Origin of the sequence: Pseudomonas sp. CFBP 8770, from assembly GCF_014841705.1 — a bacterium.
Lineage (GTDB): Bacteria > Pseudomonadota > Gammaproteobacteria > Pseudomonadales > Pseudomonadaceae > Aquipseudomonas.
Genome location: NZ_JACYUL010000005.1, coordinates 175,293 through 190,417 on the forward strand (window position 1 = coordinate 175,293; position 15,125 = coordinate 190,417).

Below are 15,125 nucleotides of genomic sequence, written 5' to 3' on the forward strand. Positions count from 1 at the left end.
CGAATTTTCACGGCTGCCAGGCAGCCCGATGACGCAAGGAAATGACCATGAGTGTTGAACAGCGTACCGGCGGTTTCTCGCTGGCCCCCGACTATGCCCGCCTGCGGGCCCCCTTTGCGGAGATTTTCACGCGCATCGAAGACACCGCCCTGGCCCGCGAACAGCAACGCGAACTGGCCTTCGACGCTGTGAACTGGCTGCGCGAGGCAGGCTTCGGTGCCTTGCGCGTGCCGAGCGAGCAGGGCGGCGCGGGCGCTACCCTGCCGCAGTTGTTCGAGCTGCTGATCGAGTTGGCCGCGGCAGACTCCAACGTGCCGCATATTCTGCGCGCGCATTTCGGCTTCGTCGAAGGTCGCCTGTCCCGTGATGAAGCCGAGTCCCAGGCGTACTGGCTGGCCAAGGTGGTGGCCGGTGACCTGTGGGGCGCGGCCATGGCCGAGCGCACCGACACCAGCAAACAGAGCGTGACCCTGACGGCCGAAAGTGAGCAGAGCTGGCGCCTGGACGGCAAGAAGTTCTACTGCACCGGCACCTTGTACGCCGACTGGATCGCCGTGTCGGCGCTGACCGGTGAAGACTTCGTCAGCGTCTCGGTGCCTACCACCGCACCAGGCGTGAGCCGCGACGACGATTGGGATGGCTTCGGCCAGCGCCTGTCGGGCAGCGGCACCACGCGTTTCGACAACGTGCCGGTGCCGTCCGAGTACGTGTTGCGTCGCTATGCGGCCGGCGAGCAGCGTCCCGAGTCCTACATTTCGGCGTTCTATCAACTGTTTCACCTGGCGACATTGGCCGGCATTGCCCGCGCGGTGCTGCGCGACGCCAGCGAGTTCGTCCAGGGCCGCACCCGTGCCTTTGGTGTGCCGGGCCAGTCCAGTCCCAAGGACGATCCACTGGTGCAGCGTGTCGTCGGCCGCCTGTCGAGCCTGGCCTACGCCGCGCAGACCCAGGTACTGGCGGTGGCGCAGGTGCTGCAGAACGTCCACGACGCCGAACGCGCCGGACAGGCCAGCGAAGCCCACTACACCGAGGCCGAAGTGCGCGCCTTTCAAGCCCAGCAGATCGTCCTGGAGCAGGTACTGGAAGCCACCACGTTGTTGTTCGAAGTGGGCGGTGCGTCGGCCACCAGCCAGTCGCGGCGTCTGGACCGGCACTGGCGCAACGCGCGCACGCTGGCCTCGCACAACCCGGCGATCTACCGCGAACGGGCGCTGGGCAACTACTACCTCAACGGCATCAGCCCGAATGCCGCCTGGCGCGCTTCGCAGGCCGAGCACGCCGCCGCCCAATCCGAGCCGGTCGCTGCTCTGCACGACGAAGCCAGCGCCGTCTGAACCGTCTTCAAGGAACCGCCATGAGCCCCAAACCGCAAATGAGCATCGGCATGAACATCCTCGGCTTCGGCTCGCACTCCGCCGCCTGGCGAATGGGTGAAGTGCCGGCCAATGCCTACCTGGACGCCGAGTACTACTGCAACATCGCGCGCATATCCGAGCGTGGCACGCTGGACGCGATCTTCCTCGCCGACGGTCCGGCATTGGGCGGCGACGTCGCGCAGCACCCGGCCGGGCGCCTCGAACCCACGGTACTGCTGACGGCCGTGGCCCTGGCCACGCAGCGCATCGGCGTCATTGCCACGGCATCGAGCACCTATAACGACCCGTTCAACCTGGCCCGGCGTTTCTCATCGCTGGACCATATCAGCGGCGGCCGAGCGGCCTGGAACGTGGTGACCAACGCTGGCGATGCCGCCGCGCAGAACTTTGGCCTGGCCGGTGCGCCGCTGCACGTGGATCGCTACGCACGCGCCGACGAGTTCATCGACATCGCCCTCAAGCTGTGGGACAGCTGGGAGGACGACGCCATCATCGGCGATGCCGTCAGCGGCCGCTTCGCCGATCCGGCCAAGGTGCACACGCCCGATTTCGTCGGCAAGCACTTTTCGGTCAAGGGGCCGCTCAACCTGCCGCGCTCGCCCCAGGGCCGGCCGGTGCTGGTGCAGGCCGGCTCGTCCGAAGGTGGCAAGGCGCTGGGCTCGCGTTATGCCGATGCGATCTTCACCACCCAGACCACCCTGGAAGACGGTCAGGGCTTCTATCAGGAGATGAAACACCGCGCCCGGCAATGGGGACGCAACCCGGCGCACCTGAAGATCATGCCGGGATTGTCGACGGTGATCGGCAGCACCGAGGCCGAAGCCCATGCACGTTTCGATCGCCTCAACGATTTCTACGGCGAAGAAGGCCTGCTGTATCAGGTGGCCGCGCGGGTGGGGTTGAGCGTCGCCGAACTGGACCCCGATGCACCGTTGCCTTGGGACAGGATCGGCCCCGTGGCGTCCTTCGAGCGCGGCTCGCACGGGTTTCTCGAAGCCCAGCTGAACCTGGCGCGCCGGGAAAACCTGAGCATTCGCCAATTATCGCGGCGCATTCTGGTCGGCCACCGCTTGCTGGTCGGCACCCCGGAGCAGGTCGCCGATACCCTCGAACACTGGTTCCTGGCCGGCGCCGCCGATGGCTTCAATATCATGCCGGACATGTTTCCGTCCGGCGTCGAAATCTTCGTCGATGAAGTGGTGCCGCTGCTGCGCCAGCGCGGGGTGTTCCGCCACGAGTACAGCGGCCACACCCTGCGCAATCACCTGGGCCTGCCGTATCCGGCCAGCCAGTACGCACGCAGCGCCTGAACCTTTTCATGCCCGCAACGGACCTATTCGAACCATGAAATATCGCACCCTTGGCAATACCGATCTCAACGTCAGCCTGCTGGGCCTGGGCACCATGACCTGGGGGCATCAGAACAGCGAGCAGGACGCCCACCGGCAACTGGACCTGGCCCTGGCGCACGGCGTCAATCTGATCGACACCGCAGAGATGTACCCCACCCCGACCCATGCCGAGAGCTGGGGCAGCACCGAGCGCTTCATCGGTACTTGGCTGCAACGCAGCGGGCGCCGTGCCGACATCGTGCTGGCCAGCAAGATCATCGGCCCACCGCGCCAGCCGGGCACCGGCGGGCATATCCGCGACGGCCTGACCCGCCACGACCGCGCCAACATCACCGCAGCACTGGACGGCAGTCTCAAGCGTCTGCAGACCGATTATCTGGACCTCTACCAGCTGCATTGGCCCGACCGCACCACCAATATCTTCGGCCAGCGTGAATACCCTTACGTCGACGACAGTGGCAACGTCGCCATCGAAGAGACCCTGGAGGTGCTCGGCGAACTGGTCAAGGCCGGCAAGATCCGTCACATCGGTGTCTCCAACGAGACCCCTTGGGGCGTTGCGCGCTTTCTGCAGCAGGCCGAGCAACGCGGGCTGCCGCGCATCGCCAGCGTACAGAACCCCTACAGCCTGTTGAACCGGCTGTACGAAGGCGGGCTGTCGGAGTTCAGCCATCGCGAAGGGGTAGGGCTGCTGGCCTATTCGCCGCTGGCGTTCGGCACGCTCACCGGCAAATACCTGAACGGCGCGCGACCACAGGGCTCGCGGCTGACGTCGGTGTATCGCACCTTCAACCGCTACGACAGCGAGTCGGCCAGCCGCGCCATCACCGCCTACGTGCAGTTGGCCAATGACTATGGCTACACCCCCGCGCAATTGGCGCTGGGCTTCGTCGCCCGGCAGCCGTTCGTCAGCAGCGTGCTGACCGGGCAGACCAGCGAAGCGCAGTTGCAGGACAACTTCAGTGCGCTGGACATCGAGTTCACCCCGACCCTGCTGGACAAGATCGCCGAGATCCATCGCGCGACCCCCAACCCGGCGCCTTGATCGGCACTTGTCATACGGAGAATCGCCATGGCAATCAGCTCATCACTCACGGTGCTGGGTCCGGTACCCGCAGGCACGCTGGACGCCGGTATCCGTCATCGTCGCGCTCGCACGCGATTGCGACCCGGCCTGGTGCTGGCCGGTGCTTTCGTCCTGCTGCTGGTAGTGGCGGCGATTGCACCGGGCCTGCTGACCACGGTAGACCCGCTCGACGCCGTGGCACGCCAGGCGTACCGAGCGCCCGACGCCGTGCACTGGCTGGGCACCGACGAAAATGGCCGGGACGTGCTCAGTCGCTTGATTTACGGCGTACGTCCGTCGCTGCTGCTGGGGCTGGCGGCCACGGCCATGGGGTTGGCGCTGGGCACCTTGCTGGGCCTGGTCGCAGGCCTGGGGCCGCGCTGGCTCGACGCCGCAGTGATGCGCGCGGTGGATGTGCTGCTGGCATTTCCGGATCTGTTGCTGGCCTTGGTGATCATCACCTTTTTCGGTCAAGGCACGTTGAACCTGATCATCGCCGTCGGCATCGCCAGCGTGCCGCGCTACGCCCGCCTGGTGCGTGCGCAAACCCAGGTGGTGCGTGGCGCCGGCTACGTGGAAGCGGCGACGACGCTGGGCCTGGGTCGCTCGGCGGTGATCTGGCGACACGTGCTGCCCAATGCGATCAAACCGATTCTGATCCTGGCCACCATCGGTATTGGCGGCAACATCACGGCCGGCGCGGCGTTGAGCTTCCTGGGTTTCGGCGCGCCGCCGCCCGCGCCGGAGTGGGGCACCATGCTCGCCATCGGCCGCAACTTTCTCGCCAACGCGTGGTGGCTGGTGGCGTGGCCGGCGCTGGCGATCACCTTTACCGTCATCTCGATCACCGCCATTGGCCGTGAACTGCTGCGTCGCAGCGAAGGAAAACGCTTATGAATGCCATCGTCCATCCGCCGCAGCCGCTGCTCGACGTGCAAGACCTGCACGTGGCGTTCAGCGCCCACGCGCAACCGGTGATCCGCGGCATCAGCTTTCAGCTGGCCGCCGGTGAGTGCCTGGCGCTGGTGGGCGAGTCCGGCTCGGGCAAGAGCGTCACTTCGCGTACGCTGGCCGGACTCACCGGCGCGCATTCCGAAGTGCAGGCCCGGCGCTTGTCGTTCGCCGGGCGCGACCTGCGCACCTTCAGGGAAAGGGACTGGTTGCAGCTGCGCGGCGCCCAGTTGGGTTTCGTTATGCAGGATGCGCTGGGCTCGCTGGACCCGCTGCGGCGAGTCGGTCAGGAAATCGCCGAGCCGCTGCGTCTTCACACCGATTTGAAGCGCCGCCAGCGCGAGTTGCGCGTCATCGAGCTGTTGCGTTCGGTCGGCGTTCCCGAGCCCGAACTGCGCGCACGCCAGCATCCGGGGCAGTTGTCGGGAGGGCTGCGCCAGCGCGCGTTGATTGCCTCGGCCATCGCCTGCAACCCCCGCTTGCTGATCGCCGACGAACCCACCACGGCATTGGACGCGACCGTTCAGGCGCAGGTCATGAGCCTGCTTGAATCGCTGCGCGGCGAGGACACCGCCATGCTCATCGTCAGCCATGACCTAGCGGTAGTCGCGCGCCTGGCCACACGCATTGCGGTAATGCAGCACGGGGTGATCGTGGAGCAGGGCAGTGTCGACCAGATCCTGCGCGACCCTCGCCATCCCTATACCCAGAGCCTGCTGGCAGCCGGTACCGCGGTGCATTTCCGCCGCGCCTACGGCGACTCGGCACCGGCCGCTGCAACGCCTGCAGCCGGTGAAGTCCTGCTGCGAGCCGAGCACCTGAGCAAGTCTTTCCAAGGCCCGGACGGGCGTGTGCGCACGGTGGTGGCAGATGTTTCCCTGCGCCTGGAGCGCGGTCGTACGCTGGGTATCGTCGGCGAGTCCGGGTCGGGCAAGACCACCCTGACGCGGATGATCCTGGGGCTGGAGCCTCCCGACAGCGGTGACGTGTGGATCGACGGCCAGCGCTGGGCCGATCTGGACAAGACCCAGCGAGCTCGGGTCCGGCACAGCATTCAGGTGGTGTTCCAGGATCCGCTCAGCTCGTTCGATCCGCGCTATACCGTGCAACGGGTCTTGTTCGAAGCGCTGCAAGTGGCGGGGCATCCACGGGCGACGTGGGACGCGCGGGCCGAGCGCTTGCTGGCGCTGGTAAAGCTGGAGGCTGCGGTACTCGATCGGCGGCCCATCGACTTGTCCGGCGGGCAGCGTCAACGCGTTGCGATCGCCCGCGCACTGGCGGCCGAGCCGCAGATTCTGGTGTGCGACGAGCCGGTGTCGGCGCTGGACGTGTCGGTGCAGGCGCAGATTCTGCAATTGCTCGACGATCTCAAACAGCGGCTGGGGCTGGCGTGCCTGTTCATTTCCCATGATCTGGGGGTGATCAACCACGTCAGCGACCATGTGTTGGTGATGAAGGACGGCGAAGTAGTGGAGGCGGGCGCGGTGCGACAGGTTCTCGACCGCCCGCAACACCCTTACACCCAAGCCCTGCTCAGCGCCGTACCGACCTTGCAGACCGGCGCCCTGCGCGCACTCACCTATCTACCCCTGGCGATCTGAGCGTGGATTGGCACACCGTTACCGCTGGCGATCTTCTGTGGGAGCGGTCCGTGGCCGCGAAGCAGACGTCGCGGTGCATCAGTTGATCCGCAGCGTCCTTTTCGCGGCCACTGACCGCTCCCACAAGGTACAAGTACCGCCACTTGGAGACTACCGTTTGAAACCCTCGTACAAGGATCGTCAACATGCCCTGCGCAGCTGGAACATCCAGTCGCTGCCGGACACGCCTTTTGCCTTCGCCCGCTTTTTCGTCGGCCATTTCCGTGGTTGGTACCTGGCCATTCTCCTTTTGCAGGTCGTGGCGGTCACCTGCACGGTGCTGGTGCCCTGGGTGCTGGGGCAGATCACCCGAGTGGTGAGCAACGCCAACGTCGCCGACCTCGACTGGCAGACCCTGGGTCCGCCGCTGATGCTGTTCGCCGGCCTGCTGGTGCTCGAAGTGCTGTGTACCCGCGGCGCCACCGGCGCGCACATCCGGGTCTTGCCACTCCAACGGCGCACCGTGACCCACGCGGTCTACGCCTACCTGCAGCGGCACTCCCATCGCTTCGTCAGCAGCGAGTTCGCTGGCGCCCTGGCACACAAGATCTCCGAAGTCTCCATGGGCGTGGGCCAGGCGCTGGCGCTGTTGCTGTTCGACCTGATTCCGCTGCTGGTCACCCTGACCCTGGCCGTGGCGGTATTGGCAACGGCGTCGATCTGGCTGGCCCTGTTCATGCTCGGCTGGTCGGTGGCGTTCATCACCGTGTGCTATTTCCTGGCCAGGCGCAGCCATCCGTTGTCCCAGCAATACTCGGCGGCGCGCAGCACCAGCAACGGCAAGGTGGTGGATGCGGTGTCCAACCTGACCAACATCCGCCTGTTCGCCCGGCATTCGTTCGAGCATCGCTACCTGGGTGATTACCTGGACCGTGAACTGAAGGCGGCCGGTCGCTCGTTCGGCTACATGGAGAAGATTCGCTGGTTCCAGTCGATCTGCGGGATGTCGCTCAAGGTCGGCATGCTGCTGATCGCCCTGTACCTGTGGCGTTTGGGCAGTATCGACATCGCGACCTTCGTGATGGCTACCAGCCTGTCGCTGTTGATCATCACCGACGTGGCCAACCTGTCGCGGCGCTTCCTGGACTTCTTCGAGGCCACCGGCAACATCGCCAACGGCGTGCGCACTTTGATCCGCCCCCATGAAGTGGTGGACGAGCCCGATGCGCAACCGCTCGCCGCCGTGCGCGGCGCCATCGAGTTTCGCGACGTGAGTTTCGGCTATTCGCCGCAGAAGCCGGTGTTCGAACACCTGCAGTTGTCGATCCCGGCGGGGCAGCGGGTGGGTTTGGTCGGCACGTCCGGTTCGGGCAAATCGTCGTTGCTCAACCTGTTGTTGCGCCTGTATGACGTCAATCAGGGCCAGGTGCTGATCGACGGCCAGGATGTGCGCAGCGTGACCCAGCATTCGCTGCACCAGCAGATCGGCCTGATTCCTCAGGAGCCGGGCCTGTTTCACCGCAGCATTGCCGAAAACATCAACTACGGACGGCTGGATGCCAGCCCGCAGGAACTGGCCCAGGCGATCCATCGCGCCGGTGCCAGCGCGTTCATCGACGGCATGGACCAGGGCGCGGATTCGTTGGTAGGGGAGCGCGGTGTGAAGCTTTCCGGCGGCCAGCGCCAACGTATTGCCATTGCCCGGGTGTTGCTCAAGAACGCGCCGATTCTGGTGATGGACGAAGCGACCTCGGCGCTGGACTCGATCACCGAGCGCTTCATCCAGGAGAAGCTCGACGAAATCATGCAGGACAAGACCGTGATCGTCGTGGCCCACCGGCTCTCGACCATCGCCCACCTGGACCGCATCCTGGTGTTCGAGGACGGCCGCATCATCGAAGACGGCTCCCACGATGACCTGCTGGCACAGCAGGGCCAATACTTCCGCCTATGGAGCCGCCAGGCGCAGAACGCGTACGACGAAGAAGCCGCGTCGGCGTAGCCGGTCTTCTATTTACCGATTCATCCCGGATCTGCAACACAGACAAGGCTCCTGCGCAGCAACTGTCTGCCAGGCAACAGTATTTCAACAAAATGCCTCGTCATTTGCTCCGCAAAAAGCTGGAAAGCCCCAGAACAAGGGCGCGGAGCAGTCGGCATGGCTTGTGCAATCACCCCTTGTGAGCTTCAGCATCGACACAAGGCGCAGCCCGACCCATGCCAGACATTCATCCGCGTTCTCCCGCAACACTCCACGCAGGCATCGCGTGGGCCAGCCTGTTGGCCGTCAGTTTGCTGCTTGGCGGTTGTGACAACCATCGCGCTGCCGCGGCACGCACCGACACTCCCGTCAGCGGCGGTACGTTGATCTATGCCACCGACCGCGAGCCGACCTGCCTGGACCCGCACGTCGCCGGCGACATGCCGCAAGTGTTTCTCGCCCAGCAAGTCCTCGATTCACTGGTGTCGATGGATGCCGAAGGTCATATCGGGCCATGGCTGGCGAAAAGCTGGGAGATTTCGCCCGACGGCCTGACCTACACTTTCCACCTGCGCGACGACGTGCGCTTCACCGACGGTACGCCGTTCAACGCCGCAGCGGTCAAGGCCAACCTCGACCACATGGCCAACCCCAAGACCCAGTCGAGCACCGCGGGCGGTTACATCCGTCAATACCAACGCACCGATGTCCTCGACAACTCCACCGCCCAAGTGCACCTGGCCACACCCTACGCAGCATTTCTGGAAGTGCTGGCGCAAGGTTTCCTCGGTATCGAATCCCCCCAGGCGCTGCTGCGCTCGCGTGATGTGAACTGCGAAAGTCCAGTCGGCACCGGCCCGTTCAAGGTGGTGCGCTGGGACCGTCAAAGCCAAGTGGTGCTTGAACGCAATCCGCACTACAACTCGGCGCCACCCACTGCCCGACACCAGGGGCCAGCCTATCTGGAGCGCATCGTCTGGAAGTTCATCCAGGAGCCATCCGTGCGTTTCGCTTCACTGCAGGCCGGTGAAGTGGACGTGATCGAGGCGCTGCCACCCGAATCCCACGAAGCGGCGCGGCGCAATCCTGACCTGCAGCTGATCATTGCCCAGCGGCCCGGCAACCCCACCAACGGCACCCTGAACATCCGCCGTGCGCCGTTCAGCGATATCAAGGTGCGCGAAGCCTTCGTGCGCAGCGCCGACATCGAAGGTGCCTTGAAAAGCGTCTACTTCGGCGAGTTTCCCCGCGCCGGTGGTCCGCTGAGCAACGCCACGCGCTTCTACAGCCCCGACTTTGAACACGCCCAGGATTACGATCCGGCGCGCGCGGCACAACTGCTCGAGGAAGCCGGCTGGACCCGTCGCGACGAGGACGGCTATCGCCTCAAGGACGGCAAGCGCCTGCAGGTGAGGGTGATCCTCGGCAACCGCACGCCGCCATCGGAATTCACCCTGTGGGAGCAGGTTCAGGCCACCACGCGGCAGGCCGGCATCGAGCTGATCATGGAGCAGATGAGCGATGTGCAGGCGACCAAACGCCAGGCCGATTGGGACTACGACATCCGCGTCGGCTACTGGAATACCAACACCGCCGACGTGCTGCGGATCATCTTCAGCAGCGCGTTCATCCAGCCTGCGGGTGTGGGCGGCTATCACCAGAACACCGCGGGCTTCAGCGATCCGCAGTTCGACGATCTGGTGCAACAGGCCCTGGCCACTCAGGACGCCAGCCAACGCCAGGCGTTGTACCGCCAGGCACAAGCCGTTGCCTCCCGCCAATACCTGCAACTGACCACCTATCCGCAAAGCACCCGGCTGGGCATCTACAAGACGACCCAAGGGGTTCGTCTGGAACCCTCACTGGCCGTGACCTACCTCTATGACGCCTGGGTGAACAAATGACCACGACACGCCTAACCGTCGCGCCGCCGGACCCGCGCCGCCAGCGTTTGCTCCGCCTGGGCCGCCGCGCCGCCGTGCGCCTGGGCGGTGGACTGCTGGTGTTATGGGCAGTCGCGACGCTGACCTTCTTCGCCCTGCGGCTGATGCCGGGCGATCCGGTGCAGGCCATCCTCGGTGGACCCAGCGGCAACCCGACTCCGGAAACCATCGCCGAGGTCACCCGCGAGTACGGCCTTGACCGGCCGCTGGCGGTTCAGTACGGGCTGTATCTGCTGCGCCTGGTGCAAGGCGACCTGGGCGTTTCCTACTCCCAGCACATGCCGGTCACGCGGGTACTGGCCGAGCAGGCCGGAGCGACCCTGGAACTGACGCTCAGCGCGCTGCTGCTGGCGTGGCTGCTGGTGCTGGCCCTGACCGTGTTCAGCGCAGGCCGCCGCAGCTGGGTCGGGCGCCTGGCGTCCCTGGCTGAAACCCTGTGCGCGGCCCTTCCGCATTTCTGGCTGGGCATCGTGCTGCTGGCGATGTTCGCCTTCGGCCTGCGCCTGTTCCCACCGGCAGGCAGCGACGGCTGGCGGACCCTGGTGCTGCCGACGATAGCGCTGGCGGTACCGTTGGCTGGGTTCATCGGCCAGGTCACCCGCGAATCCCTCGAGCTGACCCTGGAGCAACCCTTCGTGCTGACCGCGCGCACCCGTGGCCTGAGTGACGTGGCGGTGCGCTTCAAACACGCGCTGCGCCATGCCGTCTTGCCGGGGGTGTCACTGTCGGGCTGGGCGATCGGTGCGCTGATCAGCGGTGCCGTAGTGATTGAAGTGATCTTTTCGCGCAGGGGCTTGGGCCGTCAGTTGTATCAGGCGGTACAGCTTCAGGACTTGCCGTTGACCATCGGCATCAGCCTGGTGGTAGCCGCCGGTTACGTGCTGGCCAACATTCTCGTCGACCTGGTGTACCAGTGGATCGACCCACGGCAGAAGGAAACCCTGGCATGAGCGATCTGATCCTCAAGAGCCCGGCGCTGCCGCTGCGCAGCCAACGTCGAGCTCTACGAATCCGCTGGGGCGCAAGTCTAGCCATCGGCTTCCTGGCGCTAGTGATCGTGGCCGCAGCGGTACCGCAGCTGTTCGCTCACGGCGACCCGCTGGCCATTGTCCCGCGCGACGCCTTTCATCCGCCCGGTTGGGCGCATTGGTTCGGTACCGACCAATCGGGTCGCGACATCTATTCACGGGTGATCCACGGCGCGCGCCTGTCGCTGTTCGTTGGCCTGGCCGCGACGGCCCTGGCGATGAGCATCGCCATTGTCCTCGGGCTGCTGGGCGGCCTGGGCGGGCTGCGCACCGACCGCGGCGTGGGCTGGTTGCTGGAAGTCCTGTTCGCTTTTCCCAGCCTGGTGCTGGCGTTGCTGTTCGTGGCTATTTTCGGCAGTGGTATCGGCCCGCTGATCATCGCCACCGGCCTGGGCGCTGCACCGGGGTATGCGCGGATGGTCCGTGGCCAGGTGCTGGCGGTGCGCAATGCCGGCTACATCGAAGCGGCGCGCGCCCTGGGCCATCCGACTCGACGCATCATCTGGCGACAGCTGCTGCCCAACGCCATGCGCCCACTGATCGTGACCCTGACCATGGGCGTCGGTCAGGCCATCGTCTGGGCCTCGGCGTTGAGTTTCCTCGGCCTGGGTGCGCGGCCGCCGACGCCGGAGTGGGGCACCATGCTGTCCATGGGCCGCGACTTCATTGCCAACGCCTGGTGGCTGACGTTTTTCCCCGGGCTCTTCATCGTTCTCACCACTTTGTCGACCACCGTTGCCGGTCGCTACCTGCAACAACGCCTGGAGGGTCGCCTGACATGAGCCACAAGACGCTGATCGTCGAAGGCCTGAGCGTGGAGTTCGCCGGGCAGAGTGTGGTGCGTAACCTGTCGTTCACCCTGAAACCGGGCAGGACCCTGGCCTTGGTCGGCGAATCCGGATCGGGCAAGAGCGTCACCGCGCGCAGCCTGATCGGTCTGGCCGGAGAGGGCGCGCAGGTGCGGGCACGCCGCCTGCAATACGGTGATCTCGACCTGCTGGCCTTGAGCGACCGCCAGTGGCGTCGAGTGCGCGGCAAGGACATCGGCTTCGTGCTGCAGGATGCCCTGGTTTCGCTCGACCCGCTGCGGCCGGTCGGCAAGGAAATTCTCGAGGTGCTGCAGACCCATGGTTGGGGCGACCGTGCCTCCCGTGCCGGGCGGGTGCTGCAACTGCTCGAACGGGTCGGCGTACCGGAGCCGGCCCTGCGTGCCCGCCAACGCTCGGGCGAATTGTCCGGCGGCCTGCGCCAGCGTGCGTTGATCGCCAGCGCCCTGGCCCTGGATCCAGGGCTGGTGATCGCCGACGAGCCGACCACCGCGTTGGACGCTACCGTCCAGGCGCAGATTCTCGGTGTACTGCAAGAGATCAAAGCCCAGGGCAGTTCGTTGTTGATCATCAGTCATGATCTGGCGGTGGTGGCGCAATTGGCCGACGAGGTACTGGTGCTGCAGCACGGTGAAGTGGTGGAGCAGGGCAGCATGCATCAGGTGCTGACCGCGCCGCGCCATCCCTATACCCGCAGCCTGCTTGATGCGGTGCCGGCCGAGCATGCGCGTGGCACCCGGCTCAGCCCAGGTGAGCGTACCGCTGCGATCGCCCGCACGCCACGGCTCGATCAGCCAGTGCTGTTGCACGCCCGCGGCCTGGGCAAGCGCTACGTAGGGCCTGATCAACAGGTACGCCAGGTGGTCGACGGCGTCGATTTCGAGCTGCGTGCCGGCCAGACCCTGGGCATTGTCGGCGAATCCGGTTCGGGCAAGACCACCGTGGCGCGCATGGCCCTGGGGCTGCTCGAGACAGACGATGGCCAGGTGCGCTTCCTCGATCAGCCCTGGAACGGCAGCGCCGAGGCACGGGTCGCCGAAAGCCAGCGCCGAGCGCTGCGCCGCGACATCAGCGTGATCTATCAGGACCCGCTCAGTTCGTTCGATCCGCGCTGGAACGTCGGGCAAATTCTTGCCGATGCGTTGGACGTGGCCGGCGTCGTGGCGGCCGAACAAGCGCCGCACATACGCCGCCTGCTACAACAGGTGCGCCTGCCTGCGGAGCTGGCCGCGCGTCGGCCCCTGCAATTGTCCGGTGGGCAGCGCCAGCGAGTAGCGATTGCCCGAGCCATCGCCAGCAACCCCAAGGTGATCGTCTGCGACGAGCCGGTGTCGGCACTGGATGTCTCGGTCCAGGCCCAGGTGCTGGATCTGCTCGCCGACCTGCAAGCCGAACTGGGCCTGGCCTACCTGTTCATTTCCCATGATCTGGGCGTCATCCGCCATGTCAGCGACGAGGTGCTGGTGATGCGCCACGGTCAGGTGGTCGAGCACGCGCCGGTCGAGCAGTTGTTCAAGTCGCCACGGCACCCGTATACCCAACGCTTGCTGGGTGCGGTACCACGGCTGCCCAGCGCTGGCGTGCCGTTGCAGGTGCCCCCGCTGGAGCCGGAAAACGCTGTACTGCTGTTCGATGAATCGCGCTTGTGGAAGATCGCCATTTGAAGGCGTTGCGTTGCTCTTTCTACCTATTTTCAGACAGGAAACTTTCATGACTCAAGCTGCCAAAGTCATCCCTTCCACTGCACCCGAAGCGCCGTTGAGCGTGGCGCAATTGCTGGCACGCGCGGAGCAACTGCTGCCCGCCATCGCTGCCGGCGCCGCGGCGCGCGAACGTGATCGTCAACTGCCTTACGAGGCCGTCGCGCAGATTGCCCAGGCGCTGCTCTACACCCTGCGTATTCCTGCTCGTTACGGCGGCCCTGGCGGCTCGGTCAGGGACGTCATCGGCCTGCTGGTGCGCATCGCGTCGGCAGACTCCAATGTTGCCCAGGCACTGCGCCCCGGCTTCGGTTTCATCGAAGGGCTGCTGGTGTCCCGGGCTGAAGGTGCCGAGCAGGAGCGTCAGCTCTGGTTCGGCCGTTACCTGCAAGGTGTGGTGCTGGGCAACGCCGGCTGGGAGGTCGGCGGTGCCAACGGCGCCATCAGCGCCCGCATCGTGCGCGAAGGCGAGCACTACCGCGCCAACGGCAGCAAGTTCTACAGCACCGGCTCGCTGTACGCCGACTGGATCAGCGCGGTGGCCTTGGACGAGCACGACCAGCCCGTGTCGTTCATCCTGCCCCGTGACCGCGAAGGGCTGGTGCTGCTGGATGACTTCGACGCCATGGGCCAGCGCCTGACGGCGAGCGGCACGACGCGGCTGGACAACGTGCAGGTGTATGCCCATGAAGTACGCGCACGCACGGTGGAAGAGGGCAAGCGTACGCTGGTGACGCCGTTCCTGCAGTTGTTCCTCGCCTCGGTGCAGGCCGGGATCGCGCGCAATGCGCTGAACGACGCGGTGGCGTTTGCGCGCAATTATGCCCGGCCGATCAAGCACAGCAGTGCCGAGCAGTCGGTGGACGATCCTTATGTGGCGTTGAGCGTGGGCGAGATTTCAGCGCGGGCATACACGGCCGAGGCTGTGGTGCTCAAGGCTGCCGAAGCGATCGATCGCGCGTGGGCGGCCGGGCTCGATCCGGTGGCTGTGGACGAGGCCGCGATTGAGGTGGCGCAGGCGCAATACATCGCCGCCGAATGCGCGCTCAAGGCGGCGGAGCGGGTGTTCGATGTGGGCGGTGCCTCCACCACGGGCCGTGGCCACAACCTCGACCGGCATTGGCGCAACGCCCGCACGGTGGCCAACCACAACCCCCGCGACTGGAAGGCCGCGGCGGTGGGCACCTGGCAGCTCAAGGGCACGCCACCCCCGACCTCCGGGCTTTTTTGAGCGCGTACACAACCCCTCTGTGGGAGCGGGTCTCTGCCCGCGAAGAACCCACTGCGGTATTCCTGAAACACCGCAGCGATTTCTTCGCGG

11 protein-coding genes are annotated in these 15,125 nt (G+C 65.8%); all 11 read left to right on the plus strand.

Annotated features, from left to right (window positions below; genetic code table 11):
- Positions 1 to 47: 47 nt before the first annotated feature.
- The 11 genes from IFT98_RS12960 (at position 48) to IFT98_RS13010 (ending at position 15,035) form a co-directional block, all read left to right on the plus strand.
- Entirely contained in the window at positions 48 to 1,334 is a 1,287-nt protein-coding gene (locus IFT98_RS12960; protein ID WP_192049073.1) for an acyl-CoA dehydrogenase family protein, read from the plus strand.
- A gap of 20 nt (positions 1,335 to 1,354) precedes the next feature.
- Positions 1,355 to 2,686 (plus strand): LLM class flavin-dependent oxidoreductase, encoded by a 1,332-nt coding sequence (locus IFT98_RS12965; RefSeq protein WP_192049075.1) that lies wholly within the window; start codon positions 1,355 to 1,357, stop codon positions 2,684 to 2,686.
- A gap of 34 nt (positions 2,687 to 2,720) precedes the next feature.
- A complete protein-coding gene (locus IFT98_RS12970) occupies positions 2,721 to 3,773 on the plus strand; it encodes an NADP(H)-dependent aldo-keto reductase (RefSeq protein WP_192049077.1) in 1,053 nt (350 codons plus the stop codon).
- 27 nt (positions 3,774 to 3,800) lie between these two features.
- A complete protein-coding gene (locus tag IFT98_RS12975) occupies positions 3,801 to 4,691 on the plus strand; it encodes an ABC transporter permease (protein ID WP_192049079.1) in 891 nt (296 codons plus the stop codon).
- Positions 4,688 to 6,346 carry a dipeptide ABC transporter ATP-binding protein gene (locus IFT98_RS12980; protein WP_192049081.1) on the plus strand — a complete coding sequence of 553 codons (1,659 nt, stop codon included), beginning with the start codon at positions 4,688 to 4,690 and terminating at the stop codon, positions 6,344 to 6,346. Before IFT98_RS12975 ends, IFT98_RS12980 begins: the two co-directional genes overlap by 4 nt.
- A gap of 157 nt (positions 6,347 to 6,503) precedes the next feature.
- Positions 6,504 to 8,327 carry an ABC transporter ATP-binding protein gene (locus IFT98_RS12985; protein WP_244650951.1) on the plus strand — a complete coding sequence of 608 codons (1,824 nt, stop codon included), beginning with the start codon at positions 6,504 to 6,506 and terminating at the stop codon, positions 8,325 to 8,327.
- A 215-nt stretch (positions 8,328 to 8,542) separates the two neighbouring features.
- Positions 8,543 to 10,210: an ABC transporter substrate-binding protein gene (locus tag IFT98_RS12990; protein ID WP_192049083.1), complete on the plus strand. Its 1,668-nt coding sequence runs from the start codon at positions 8,543 to 8,545 to the stop codon at positions 10,208 to 10,210.
- A complete protein-coding gene (locus tag IFT98_RS12995) occupies positions 10,207 to 11,199 on the plus strand; it encodes an ABC transporter permease (protein ID WP_192049085.1) in 993 nt (330 codons plus the stop codon). The genes IFT98_RS12990 and IFT98_RS12995 overlap by 4 nt, the downstream gene beginning before the upstream one ends.
- On the plus strand, positions 11,196 to 12,059 hold the full coding sequence (locus IFT98_RS13000) for an ABC transporter permease (protein ID WP_192049087.1): 864 nt from the start codon (positions 11,196 to 11,198) through the stop codon (positions 12,057 to 12,059). The genes IFT98_RS12995 and IFT98_RS13000 overlap by 4 nt, the downstream gene beginning before the upstream one ends.
- On the plus strand, positions 12,056 to 13,768 hold the full coding sequence (locus IFT98_RS13005; RefSeq protein ID WP_192049089.1) for a dipeptide ABC transporter ATP-binding protein: 1,713 nt from the start codon (positions 12,056 to 12,058) through the stop codon (positions 13,766 to 13,768). The genes IFT98_RS13000 and IFT98_RS13005 overlap by 4 nt, the downstream gene beginning before the upstream one ends.
- A 46-nt stretch (positions 13,769 to 13,814) precedes the next feature.
- Positions 13,815 to 15,035: an acyl-CoA dehydrogenase family protein gene (locus IFT98_RS13010; RefSeq protein ID WP_192049091.1), complete on the plus strand. Its 1,221-nt coding sequence runs from the start codon at positions 13,815 to 13,817 to the stop codon at positions 15,033 to 15,035.
- The last annotated feature ends 90 nt before the right edge of the window (positions 15,036 to 15,125 follow it).